This is a genomic window from Bacillus sp. AFS015802 (assembly GCF_002561455.1).
Taxonomy (GTDB): Bacteria; Bacillota; Bacilli; order Bacillales; family Bacillaceae_B; genus Rossellomorea.
In genome coordinates, this window is the sequence record NZ_NTUP01000020.1 from 1 (window position 1) to 12597 (window position 12597).

At 41.5% G+C, this 12597-nt stretch carries 10 protein-coding genes and 1 riboswitch; of the genes, 2 read left to right on the top strand and 8 right to left on the bottom strand.

The window, feature by feature from the left end:
* Positions 1-177 precede the first annotated feature (177 nt).
* Positions 178-1530 (bottom strand): TrkH family potassium uptake protein, encoded by a 1353-nt coding sequence (locus tag CN378_RS13575; RefSeq protein WP_098352752.1) that lies wholly within the window; start codon positions 1528-1530, stop codon positions 178-180.
* 267 nt (positions 1531-1797) lie between these two features.
* Between CN378_RS13575 and CN378_RS13580 the strand changes: the two genes are divergently transcribed.
* Entirely contained in the window at positions 1798-1998 is a 201-nt protein-coding gene (locus tag CN378_RS13580) for an alpha/beta-type small acid-soluble spore protein (RefSeq protein ID WP_034763616.1), read from the top strand.
* 87 nt (positions 1999-2085) lie between these two features.
* On the opposite strand, the gene CN378_RS13585 is transcribed toward CN378_RS13580, so the two are convergent.
* The 7 genes from CN378_RS13585 to CN378_RS13615 form a co-directional block, all read right to left on the bottom strand.
* Positions 2086-3180 (bottom strand): anti-sigma factor domain-containing protein, encoded by a 1095-nt coding sequence (locus tag CN378_RS13585; RefSeq protein ID WP_098352753.1) that lies wholly within the window; start codon positions 3178-3180, stop codon positions 2086-2088.
* Complete coding sequence (gene sigI / locus CN378_RS13590; RefSeq protein ID WP_098352755.1) at positions 3177-3932, bottom strand: RNA polymerase sigma factor SigI; 756 nt, start codon at positions 3930-3932, stop codon at positions 3177-3179. The genes CN378_RS13585 and sigI overlap by 4 nt, the downstream gene beginning before the upstream one ends.
* 138 nt (positions 3933-4070) lie before the next feature.
* The gene (locus CN378_RS13595; protein WP_142323607.1) at positions 4071-5495 is read right to left on the bottom strand and encodes a DUF5667 domain-containing protein; all 1425 of its coding nucleotides are present in this window, start codon (positions 5493-5495) and stop codon (positions 4071-4073) included.
* Positions 5495-6277, bottom strand: coding sequence for a TerC family protein (locus tag CN378_RS13600; RefSeq protein ID WP_098352759.1), 783 nt, complete (start codon positions 6275-6277; stop codon positions 5495-5497). Before CN378_RS13600 ends, CN378_RS13595 begins: the two co-directional genes overlap by 1 nt.
* Positions 6278-6376: 99 nt before the next feature.
* A riboswitch (yybP-ykoY riboswitch) is annotated at positions 6377-6472 on the bottom strand.
* 62 nt (positions 6473-6534) lie between these two features.
* Complete coding sequence (locus CN378_RS13605) at positions 6535-6996, bottom strand: hypothetical protein (protein ID WP_098352761.1); 462 nt, start codon at positions 6994-6996, stop codon at positions 6535-6537.
* A gap of 208 nt (positions 6997-7204) precedes the next feature.
* The gene (locus tag CN378_RS13610; RefSeq protein WP_098352763.1) at positions 7205-8293 is read right to left on the bottom strand and encodes an SDR family oxidoreductase; all 1089 of its coding nucleotides are present in this window, start codon (positions 8291-8293) and stop codon (positions 7205-7207) included.
* 122 nt (positions 8294-8415) lie between these two features.
* Positions 8416-11505, bottom strand: a complete 3090-nt coding sequence (locus CN378_RS13615) for an efflux RND transporter permease subunit (protein WP_098352765.1) — start codon at positions 11503-11505, stop codon at positions 8416-8418.
* 195 nt (positions 11506-11700) lie between these two features.
* Between CN378_RS13615 and CN378_RS13620 the strand changes: the two genes are divergently transcribed.
* On the top strand, positions 11701-12573 hold the full coding sequence (locus CN378_RS13620; RefSeq protein ID WP_098352767.1) for a hypothetical protein: 873 nt from the start codon (positions 11701-11703) through the stop codon (positions 12571-12573).
* The last annotated feature ends 24 nt before the right edge of the window (positions 12574-12597 follow it).

The window sequence follows — 12597 nt, forward strand, 5'->3', positions numbered from 1 at the left end:
GCCCTGTGGGGTCTCACCTGTCCAGCGTTTCCCGCAGGAGCGAAAGCTGTGAGGAGGCTCGCCTTCAGCCCGAGGAAAGCGAAGTCTTGCACGGAAATCGGCGGTGTAACGCGTGATCTTATTGTTCGTCTTTAGAGTGTATAAATTTAGTTATGTCCCAGCCTCTTTTCGAGATTATCATCCAATAATGACACGTTCCTTTGGATAATGGTATTTTGCCGTCTTTTCTTTTCCTCCTATCATAAAGAGGAAGGAGAGTATTCCTACACGTCCGATAAACATCAATGCGATGATGACACATTTTCCAATGGATGAGAGCTCAGAGGTAATTCCCATGGATAGTCCCGTAGTCCCGAACGCAGAAGCGACTTCAAAGACAATTTCCATGATTGAATGATCCTCTGTGAAGGTTAGGATGATGACAGAAAGGAAGCAGATAAAAATCGCCATCATCGTTACAACCAGTGATTTAATGACATCCTGCTGATGAATTTCCCTCTTAAATATCTTGATTGTTTGATTTCCCCTTGCAAAATGGAACAAAAATAAAAGGTTAAGGGCAAAAGTTGTGGTTCTGATTCCCCCACCAACAGAGCTGGGTGAAGCCCCGATGAACATAAGGGCACACATGACCAATAAGGTAGGGGTTGAAAACTCCGCTACATTCATTGTAGCCAGCCCGCCGTTCCGCGTCGTAGCAGATTGGAAGAACGCATAAAAGAAAGACTCATGCCATTCCATACCGTTGAAAAAGCGGTTATATTCAAAGATAAAAATGACTAAAGTGCCGAATGCCATCAATCCAAAGAATGTTACGGTTGTGATCTTTGAATATAAAGAAAAATGATGCCTGTTTCTTTTTTTGCTCATGAGATAATCCTTAGTTTCAATCAGGACCGGGAACCCGATCGCTCCAAGGGTCAGCAAAAGGATGGTGATGAACTGAACAAAATAGTCATTCGCAAACGGAATGAGGGACTGACCTGTAATATCAAACCCGGCATTCGTCGTTGCACTGACAGAAGCAAATAATCCTTGGAGAAAGGCCTCCTGCCACGTTGGGTAATAGCTTAAAAAATAGAGACCCAGAATGAAAGCCCCTACGATTTCAATAAAGATGATCAATAATAAAATTTGCTTTAACAGGCTGACCAGGCCAGCCAGGCTTGTCTGATTTTGATCCGTCATGATCAGTCGACGCTCTTTTAATCCTATTTTCTTTCCGACAATCAACCAGAAAAACGTCCCAAGCGTCATAATTCCTATACCGCCAAATTGAAGTACGAACATTAATATAAAGATTCCTGTTGTATTAAATGTGTCAACCGTGCTTACAACCGTCAGCCCTGTGACACTCACAGCACTGACCGCTGTGAAGATGGCATCCAAAAAACTCCACTCTGCTCCTTCTTTATGGGCGATGGGAAGACTGAGCAGGATAGTCGCGATCGTGACGGCAAGAAAATAATACGTGACGATGACTTGTGCGGGAGTTAATTTATTTAAATTCAATCTAAGCTTATACCACATATTTGTATTTCCCTTTCAACGTTATTTCCTTTTCTATCTTAAAGAATATAGCAGAAGAATGAAAGGAAAAACGGATAATTTCTTTAATGATTATTCTTCCTTTCATAAAAGCCTCTTAAACCAATAAGTGTCATCATTCGTTTCATCACTAAGCAAACAATACAATTTAGGCGAAATATTACCATTCATGTTCATGAGGATAATACAAATAATATAAGTACTGAAACATTCATTGTTTCAAGTATACTAGTAAGGAGGAAACCGACCATGGCTAGAAGTTCAAATAAATTGCTTGTTCCTGGTGTTGAACAATACCTTGACCAAGTGAAATATGAAATCGCTCAGGAATTCGGAGTGACGCTTGGATCAGATACAGTAGCTCGCTCTAATGGATCTGTTGGAGGAGAAATCACGAAGCGCCTTGTGAAACAAGCTCAGTCTCAACTAACTGGACAACAAACTAAATAATATGGCAATGGGTAGCTGCGATAACAGCTACCCTTTCTTTCACAATAAGAAAGACCCATTCGGTGAATGAGCCTCTGCCTATCTTTGTTAATCCTTTTTGTTCTCTTTTCTTTCCTCGTGAGTGTTTTTCTTTTCTTCATTTCTATTTTGATGATCATTATGTTTTTCGTTGTCCCTACTGTGATCCTGTTCAGTGTGAGAAGAATTGTTATGACCCTTATTGGTAATGTCATTACCTCTGTTTCCCTTGTTATTAAATGAAGAATTCCCATTTTGTGATTTTACAGGTTTTTCATTCTTTCCTTTGTTTCCTGGATGAGGATTTTGAGGGACAGGATGATTATTTTGGGAATCCTCACGCTTATCGCCATTTTGGTTATTGTCTTTCAATGGCTGTTCACCCTTTTGATTTCCCGTTTCTGACTTCTCTTCTTCTCTGTCCGTCTCTTCTTTTTCTTCTTTGATGACTGCCTTTTCACTTTCTTCAGGCTCGATTGCTTGATTGGTTTCCTTTTGTTCCGCTTCTCGCATGAGAGACCCTGCAGTCATCCCTTTATCTGATGCTTCTTCCCTAATCTCAGGGGAGATTTCTTTCACGATGATGTTCGTGGGATGTTCAGAACGATAATCATCAACAAATTCATGTAATTCATCCAGTAATTCGGTTTCCCTTTCACGATCGGAATCATTTATAAAGGAAGAAGTGATCCAGACATTTTGATTTTCCTTTAAGTACCCGAGTCTTTCACTTAACAGGAAGATTTTCTCTGTCACTTCACCCACATCTTTATCTTCCCAGTTACTTAGTTTCGTTAAAAGGAATTTGGCATCATCATTAAATGGCTTGATTTCCAACACCTGTTGTTTTTTATTCAGTGTCAGTTCCATACTGGGATTGATATCCACAGAAACATAGGCGTAAGCCCGATTGTTCTGGAGCACAGTACTTGAAAACAGGGCAATAAGAACAACAAGGACTGTTAACAAGGAAGTCGACACTTTCCAATTCCACTTATGTATTGGTTTGGATTTAGCGGATTCTGTGTGCAATGGAAAGAAAGGTATCTCTTCGCCTACAGCGTAGTGTTGATCGGGCTGCTTTCTTCCCGTAAGAAATTCCCCTTCTGGTGTCATCATAACCAGGATATCCCGTTTGATTTCCATAATGATCCCTTTTTTCATATCTCTAACCGCCCTTTTAAGTAATCCCGTAAATATACATAATCCCCTATAAGGATAAGGGAAATGGCTATAATATATTTTCTGTTTCTCTCAATTGTTTTTCTACTGACGTTTACCTGTTTCTCTAATTTTTTTATAGGTAATCGCTTTTTGTCCATCAAATAACCTAATATTTCCTTCGACTCCACTATCGTTTTGGCGATTTCAATGGCATTCAATCTGGCATCTTCATGCTTTGGCGATTGTTCTACTAGCTCCTGGAAAGATAACTTGAAGTGAGCGAGTTGTTCTTGGAAAGACAGGATTTCTTCCTGCCGCTTTTTCGCTTCCTCCTGTTTTCCATATTCCTCAACAGATACAATTTGATCGATAGTCAAATTTGAAGATTCATCTCCGTCATCACCCAGAGTCATTTCAATGCTTACATCCTGAAACTTCCCATTTTTTCTGATATAATCGATCACTTTCCGTTTGATGATGACTTCAGAAAAGCTGATGATAGAGGATCCCCGTTGATGATTATATTTTAAGATAGCGTCATGAAAAGCAATCAGACCGATGCTGAATTCATCATCAGTTTCATAAATGAACCGTTTGCAGACGGAAGATACCGTTTTTTTAATAAATGGCTTATAGTCTTCAAGGACTATGTTCAATAATTGCTCATCACCATTTTGTATTTGAATCGCCATCTCTTCAAGCGATTGCTTTTTCTTTTGTTTAGCGAGTAAAAATAGTAATACATTTAGCATCAGCCTCACCCCATCCTGCACACTATTATACTCATAAGATGTTGAATGTAAAAGGATATTAGGGAGAAAAGGGTTGATTTACAACCCTTTTCTGACTGATGAGTCGAACACCTTCAGCCTCTACCGTGAGATCATTGACTATTCTTTATGGTGACCCTTACCGTTTTCTTTGCCTTTTTCATTTTCACCGTGCTGACGATTTTCATTGGCAGGTGCTGAATGTTGTTTGTTGGTTTCTTTTTCTTCATGACGATCTTCTTTTGCTTCTTGTTTCTCTTGTTTGCGTTCTATTTTTGCATCTTGTTTTGATTCTTTGTGCTGTTGTTTCCATTCATTTTTAGCTTCTTTTCTCTCTGTATGTTGAGCAGCCTTTACTGGTACAGTCGTTTCTTCTTTTACTTCAGTTGTTTCTTCAACAGGTTGTTCAACCGGAGTTTCTTCAACAGCCTGCTCTTTTGATTCAACGTCAGTCGATTCCTGCTCTGTCATTTCAGAGTCCTTTGGTTCTTCCGAGTCTTTCTTTTGTTTTGCTTCAGCTTTTTTTGCTGCATTTTCTTCCAGTCTGGAAAGCTTTTCAGCTAATTTCAAGTAACTCTTCTCGATATTTTTTTGAAGGGCAGCTTTCGCCTTGGGATTTTGCACTTTTTCCAAATTTGCTTTAAGAGCTACAATATTTTGTGCCATCATTTCTTCCATTTCCTTCATATCACCGGATTTCTCTTCTGTCTCATCGGAATTTTCATCTTCTTTTACCGACTCTTCATCCGCGCCATCTTCAGAAGATGTCTCATCTGATTCATCTTCCACTTGAGAATCATCTTTCACATCAGTATCGGTCTCTAGCTCACTTTCAGCCGTTGAGTCCTTTTCACTTTCGTCCTGTGACCACTGATCTTCGGATTTTTGTATCATCTCAATGGCATGATTTAAGGCATCGATGGCTTCTTCTTGTTTCCCATCTTTAAAAAGGGCCTCCACTTCAGCCAATCGTTCTGCAGCATACTCCGCTAGTAATTTGGCCTCTTTCGCATCATCCATTGTAAATGCGAGCTGTATTTTTTCAATAGCCACCTTCGCAAAGTAGAAAAAGTCACCTGGTAATAGTGAAGGCGTTTCAGTCGACTCTTGTAGTTTTTCAATTTCATTTTTTGCTGAATCCAGCATTGCTTCGTCGTTAACTGTAACATTTGTAGTGGAAGCAGCAGTCCCTTGTTCCATGTTAATCGTATCAAAGTTTTCTTCGTTCGAATTTGCAAACGCGAGTGAACTCGGGAAACTGATGGAACTGGCTACAAGAACTGCTAATGATGATTTCATGATTTTTGAATGTTTATTCATATGTACACCTCGGAAGTCATTTAGTATTTGGCCGATCGATCGCCTTACTAAAGGAGTTACGTATAAGGGGGTTTTTTTGAGGGGGTGTATCAAATAAAAGTTGTGAAAGAATTCTCCGGAGAGTACTAGCTCAATTCCATGAACCCTTTGTTTGCTTGGTTGATGAGTTCTTTTGCGATTTAAAAAAAGCTGACGTTGAATGTCAACGTCAGCTTTTTTGAACACTATTCTGCTTTTGCTTTTGCTTCCACTTCTTCTGTCTGTTTTGCTTTTTTCCTCGATAATAAATAACCGCCAACAGACAATAGGATCAATACACTCCAGAATACAAGCTTCCATCCTTTTGATTCAGGGAAGTGATGATCGAGGATGGCAACATCGGGATGTGCGAGTGTGAACACCGCAAGCTTAACTCCGACCCAGCCAACAATTAAAAATGCGGCTGATTCCAAAGTAGGATATTTCTCCAGCAATTTCACAAACCATGTTGCTGCAAACCGCATGATCACCAACCCGATGATACCGCCGAGGAACATGACGATAAACTGACCTCCGTCGATTCCCCCCACATCGAACCATCCAGTAGGCTGCAGTGTGACGGCTAGTGCAACAGCCGCAAGCATCGAGTCTACCGCGAATGCGATGTCCGCAAGCTCCACTTTGAGTACCGTCGTCCAGAATCCGGAGCCTTTCGCAGGTTCTGCTTCTACAGCACCGGTGTCTTTCCTCTTCTTCACGAAATGGTGAATCGCTACATAAAATAAGTAGATGGCCCCAATGGCCTGGACCTGCCACACATTGACTAAGAACGAAATAAGAAATAATGCAGCAAACCTAAATACAAAAGCCCCTAACAGACCATAAAATAATGCCTTTTTCCTTTGTTCCACGGGCAAATGTTTGACCATTACGGCCATGACCACTGCATTATCAGCGGCTAAAATCCCTTCAAGACCTACCAATATCAGTAGGACCCAACCATATTCCAATAACATCGAAGCATCCATACCTTTAGTCCCTCCCTATTCACATAGTTAGTTTTCCAATAGGCAAGGAATTTTATAAAATAAAAAGACCCTTGCCTAAATAAGGCAAAGGTCTTGCTTAGCATACGAATATGCCAACAAAGCCGATGGAATACACCATGAATTGACGACTTTGTTTAGGTACGAAACCTATAGCTACTCCCCTTTGACAGGTAGAAAACGTTCATTTGTATACATATATGTTACCTTAAAAGAGGTATTTCGTAAAGAAAAAAGATTCAGTGTAATCGTAAAAGGGCAGATCGGATCAACAGACCAATCAATACTCCGGGAATGACAAACAGTATCGGTAAAAAAATAGGACCGATAAAATTCCCTAATAAATATACCTTAGGAGAATACATCAAACCCACCGTTACCGTATAGGCTGACAACACAAAGGGTAGAAAGCTGTATTTATCCTTCTTGTCATCAGCAAGCTTATACGCATCCCACATTGCGAACATGTATAAACACGGATAGAACATGAGCCATTGATAATCGATCACTTCCGCCGATTTATGTGTTTCCCCTAAAAAACTGTACATGATTCCCAGATTGAAGTTACTTTGAACATTAATGATGATCTCAAGAATCACAAACAGCGCTCCCTTAAACCACAGACCAACAAGCAATTGAGGAAAACCTGGCAGGGCGATACTCCAAAGAATTCCTTCCAATTTAGTGATGGATGATTTCATGTGGACCCCTTAAAAGGGGATAACTGATGACATAAGACAATATTAATGTGTTTATGGAAACGATTCTGTATGTATTGGTCAGGATATAGCTTCTGGGAAAATGACATCTTGAGATTCCTCCTATTGATGCTTCTCCCTTTATTTTTACCATATCTCTCCCAATTATTACGATGATTGCACGGCCGAATGTTTCCATTCGCATTTCTGATTAATCGATCTTCACATGTAATCGCTCATTCGATGAATTTTCAAGATAGAACTCCACCATTTTATCAATTTGGCTTGACAAGGACGGACAATGAATCGATGCCCCCTCTAAATCCCCCCGGGCCTGTTGACAATCGAATTTCCCTTGGAGTGTAAAATAGTCCAGCGCTTCCCGTTCAACTCTTAAATAACGTCGGACAAATCGAAAGCCAAGGGCCCAATTAGACAGGGATAACGGAATGCTCCCTTTTGGTTTCTTCCTTAACATCTGCCATAAAATCTTTCCATACACTTCCTTGACCGTCAGGGGTGCTGGATCGGTAAGGTGATACGTCTTACCATGCCCAACCTCATCATGACCCAGATAAATGGCTGCCCTTACGACATATTCAACAGGAACAATATTAATATAAGATGTCCCTTCACCCAGAAATGGGATCCATGGCAGAAAGGATAATCGCTTAAACATATTCATTAGAAAGTATGGTCCATCGAACTTAACCGTCTCACCAGTATCCGAGTTTCCTTTCACGATACCCGGGCGGATAATCGTAATCGGCAGTCTGTCCTTCAAGTCATCCACCAGGACCTCTGCATCAAACTTAGTCTCTTCATAGAAGTTGTGAAAGCGCTCTGGACGAATCAGTTCATCCTCCATCAGTTCACCTTCACGGGCGCCTGCTATGAAGGCGGTGGAAAAATAAACATATCTCTTGAGATGTCGGAGAGTTTGGCAAAAATCATTCACCTGACGTGTGCCTTCAACATTTACTCTCTGTGCAAGATCCCGGGGGACAGCAAGATCATATATGGCTGCCAAGTGCCAAACATAATCCACTTCCTCCTGTATCTCAATGATTTTTTCTTTCTCCATATCGAGACCAGGTCTGGTAATGTCTCCTTCGACAAGGATAAGTTCCCCTTCTGAGGCGGTTTTCAATTTCCGAACCCCTTCCTCCGCCTGTTTCTTCATCGAGCCCAGGTGAAGCAAATATACTTTCGATGCCTTATCCTGCTTAAGCAATTCCGCTACAATATTCAAACTTAAAAAACCTGGGAACCCCGTGATTAAATATACCCCTTTTTCCATTTCCTTCATCTCTCCCGGCAAGACATATTTTTGTTAAAAAAAGAGTTAACCTTCACGGCTTAGAGACCTCATCATATGAGAGGCGCTACTAAGCATTCCGGTTAACTCTGGTTGTATATGCTTTATTCTTTATATCTGTATGTTTCTCTTACCTTCTTCATTCTTCTCGTATCTTTATCAAAGAAGCTGTAGACGATGGGAATGACGTAAATGGTCAATAACGTCGAGCTGATCAGGCCACCTATGACGGCGATCCCCATCGGCTGATTGATTTCTGTACCCTCGCCCAAACCAAGAGCAAGGGGCAACAAGCCAAGAATCGTCGTTAAGGCCGTCATGAAGATCGGCCTTGCACGGTCCTGAACGGCCTCGACGATGCTGTCAAAGCTATTGGTGCCGGCCTCTTTACGTTGATTGATGTAATCAACAATGACAATGGCATTGTTGACAACGATCCCAGCGAGGACAATCACCCCAATGATAGCTGAAATGCTGATAGGAGTCTGGGTAATGGCCAGGGCGATTGCTACTCCTATCACCATTAGAGGGACCGTAAACATGATCACAAAAGGATATTTAAATGATTCGAATTGTGCAGCCATGACCATATACACAAGAACAATGGCAAGTCCGAGGGCAAGGGCCATGTCGTCGATGGAATCCTCCAGGAGCTCCCTGTCCCCACTGAATGAAACCAACGTCTCGTTTGGAAGATCCAGCGATTCGATCTTCTCATCAACTGCCTTTGAAATTGCACCAAGATTGGTTTCCGAAGAATACTTGAGTGTAAACTGAACGGCATGCTGCTGGTCGATCCTTTGAATGCTGACCGGGCCATCTTCTATTGAAAAGTCGACAACGGAGTTTAACTGAATATACTTTCCTTGTCCATTTGGAATGAGAAGCTTCTTCAAAGAATCAAGATTTTCAGTAATATTCCGGTCGTATTGAACAAGGACATTTATAACGTCAGAGGACTCAGTCACCATTTGGGTTGTCAGGACCCCCCGGGTTACATCTTGAACAAGAGTACCGATTTGAGCAGGTGCTAATCCTTGTTGAAGAGCTTTCTCCCGGTTCACCTTCATTTGGACCTCTTTTACCGTCTCCATCTGATCCGTCGAAACTTCATTGACATCCTTCATGTTTTTTAATGAGGCAAATAATGTATCCACCGATTCTTCCAATCGATTCTGATCGGTATCCCTCAAATTAAATGTAAGGGTTTGAGGGCTGGAACCTGATGTTGATTGTAAATTGAACGAAACCTCTGCTGATTCATTTATCTTTCGAGCAGCATTTTCGATTTCAGGTTTTACTTCATCAGCAAAGCTGAAAATCGACCTCTCACGCTTTTCCAGAGGCTTCATCTTCACATAAACCTCTGCAATATTCCCCTTTGTACTTCCCCTGAAGGATTCTTCCTGGGTCGTTCCTACAAGGCTTACAAATACATCGACATCTTTTTCCTGCTCCAACCTGTCTTCAATGGCTTTTACGACTTTATTGGTCTCCTCAACCGAAGCTCCATTTTCCAATTCGACCCTCATGTTGAAAAACCCTTCATCTGTAGGTGGTAAAAATTGCGTCCCTACCGTTGTAAGGCCCAGGCCACCTGCCACTAAAGTAATGAGAGTGATGAATAATACGATGAAACGGTGTTGAAGTGCCCATTTAACAGACCTGGCAAAGGTCTTTCTACTTTTAGAACGTCTCCGTTTCGCCTCTATATTCCCTTTAGGTTTTTTCAACAGTCTACTCGCTAACATGGGAATGACCGTCAAGGCCACAACGAGTGAAGCCAATAAACTAAATGAAATCGTCAAGGCGAACTCAGTAAATAATTCACCAAGTAAACCGGATATAAAGACCACCGGCAGGAATACCGCAACGGTAGTAAGGGTGGAAGCCGTAATGGCACCACCTACCTCTTTTGCGCCGATACTTGCTGCTTCCTTTGGGCTTTTCCCGAGGGATAAATGTCTGTATATGTTCTCAATCACCACAATGGCATTATCGACAAGCATCCCTATGCCGAGAGCCAGGGCTCCCAATGTCATGATATTCAATGCGAAATCCGCAAAAAACATGAGAACAAATGTAACAATGACAGAGTATGGAATCGCTACCCCGATGATTAGAGGACTCTTCACATTTTTCAAGAACAAGAAGAGAACCAGCATGGCGAATGCCCCGCCTATTAAGAGGGAATTGGCGATATTTCCTATGGCTTGAGTGATATAATCCCCTTGATCGAACAAGACATCCGCTTTGATTGATTGATATTGATCTTGCTCGAGGAGACGGTCCAGCTCTTTTTGGAACGCTTTTGAAACAGATGCGGTATTTGCATCCGATTGCTGCAAGACGCTGAACAAAATAGCAGGCTCTTGATTCGCCCGCGTGATGGTGTTCGTATCCTGCTGCCTCTTCTCAACAGTCGCCACGTCAGAAAGAGTGATCTTCTTTCCTGATTGCGGATTCACCTGAAGGACCAATTTTTTCAATTCATCCACGGACTCAAGCTTACTTAAGACTCTTGTAGTCAAGGTTTGTCCATTTGTATCTATCGTATCGCCCGGTGCCGTTATATTGTTAGCCCGGATCGTATTGATCACATCACTCTGGCTTAAACGATTATCCTTCAGCGATTGCTGATTTAATTCTATTATCACTTCATCCTTTAATGAACCTGAAACGTTCACATTTGCGACACCTTCAACTCTTGTGAGTTCCAGTTTCAGATTCTCGGATAGTGTCTTTAAATTTGCCTCCTCTCCTTCTTCCCGCAAAGAAAATTGAATGATAGGGAATTGGGCAGGGTCAAATTTGAGAAACCTCGGATTTTCTGCCCCGTCCGGTAGTGGGGTTTGATCCAATCGTTGCAGGACATCGTTTTCAATGTCATCGATAGAGGTGGACCATGAAAATTCCAGGAGAATAAAGTTCGAACCTTCATTCGAAGTCGATTGAAGGTTTTTCATCCCGGGCAGGGTGGACAAACTTTCTTCCAGTGGTTTCGTTACCTTTTCGACTACTTCCTGAGGACCGGCTCCAGGATAATTGGTTACCACGACCCCTACGGGCGGGTTCAGGTCCGGAATGAGTTTTAACGGTATCCTAAGGAGGGAAACTCCTCCCAAAATAAGGATAAGAAGCATGGTGACAATGGTGAACACAGGACGACGGATGGAAAAATCACTAATTTTCAATGGAGTGCTCCCCTTTCTTTATCTATATCGTTCATTATGGTTTGGAAGCAGTTACTGTTAACTATAGTCTCTTCAGGAAGATCCTTCAATATTAAAGCGTCTATAGATAATAAATAACGATAATTTTCGTTCAAATAAATAATTCGACTTTATCTGTGTACACTATTTTTATACTGTAACGTAAGGAGCATTAGAATGGCGAACTGGGTTCCCTTTGTATTCCTTAGTCTTTTCAGCATTTTTGTTTTATCCATTATAGTCGTTCATAATCGTCAAATTTCTGCTCGAATCATACTATTTTGGCTTTTTATTTCCGGGTTGGCCTATGTATTTGAATACGTGATCTTTGTGTTATTCAACAGCTATACGTATCATCCCCATATTTTATCGAATAATTACAATGACAGCGTCTTGGGCTCGATCAGCTCCCAGGCATTTTCAGTCCCGGTTGCCATTACCTACATTGTCCTGTACCGGTTATCCATAAGCAGGATCGCCATCATCATCGGTGTTTTTTTCCTTATCGAAACTTGGTTCATATACACGGATTTATACGAACATCATTGGTGGGAATCCTATTACACCACATTCTTCCTCATCATTTCTGTCATGCTGGCCAAGACGTGGTGGAAGCTTCTTGAGGACCGTTCCAATCATTATGTTCAATTCATCACTCTGTTCTTTGCGCTCTCCACCATCTCACTGTCTTTCGCCTGGATTCTTTCTTCCCTTCTGCACCTGTATCTCATCCCCCTGAATTTTTTTTCTAACCCTGTCAGGGATTTGATAGCAGGGAATGCCATGTATATCTGGTTCACCACTTACTTTTACAGTTTGGTGATATTCTTTAGAAATGGGGATTGGAAATATACGTTGTGGAGCATCCTTTTTCTTTTTTCCGTTGAGGCTTTCATGTTCCAGGAAGGTGTATTAGTAATTGACAGTCCCTTGATGCTGATGGTGCTCCCTCTTTTTCACTTAATCATGATTTCTGCAGGCAGCCTCTACTATGACCGTTATTTTAACACTTATTTAGAAATGCAAGAAAAAGGACTGTCCACCAGATGAATCATCCCTCCCTTAGAGAATGGA

Coding starts and splice junctions, on each gene's coding strand:
- CN378_RS13620 (WP_098352767.1), top strand. CDS start 11,701: ATGGCGAACTGGGTTCCCTTTGTATTCCTTAGTCTTTTCAGCATTTTT.
- CN378_RS13610 (WP_098352763.1), bottom strand. CDS start 8,293: ATGGAAAAAGGGGTATATTTAATCACGGGGTTCCCAGGTTTTTTAAGT.
- CN378_RS13600 (WP_098352759.1), bottom strand. CDS start 6,277: ATGGATGCTTCGATGTTATTGGAATATGGTTGGGTCCTACTGATATTG.
- CN378_RS13580 (WP_034763616.1), top strand. CDS start 1,798: ATGGCTAGAAGTTCAAATAAATTGCTTGTTCCTGGTGTTGAACAATAC.
- CN378_RS13575 (WP_098352752.1), bottom strand. CDS start 1,530: ATGTGGTATAAGCTTAGATTGAATTTAAATAAATTAACTCCCGCACAA.
- CN378_RS13585 (WP_098352753.1), bottom strand. CDS start 3,180: ATGAAAAAAGGGATCATTATGGAAATCAAACGGGATATCCTGGTTATG.
- CN378_RS13605 (WP_098352761.1), bottom strand. CDS start 6,996: ATGAAATCATCCATCACTAAATTGGAAGGAATTCTTTGGAGTATCGCC.
- sigI (WP_098352755.1), bottom strand. CDS start 3,932: ATGCTAAATGTATTACTATTTTTACTCGCTAAACAAAAGAAAAAGCAA.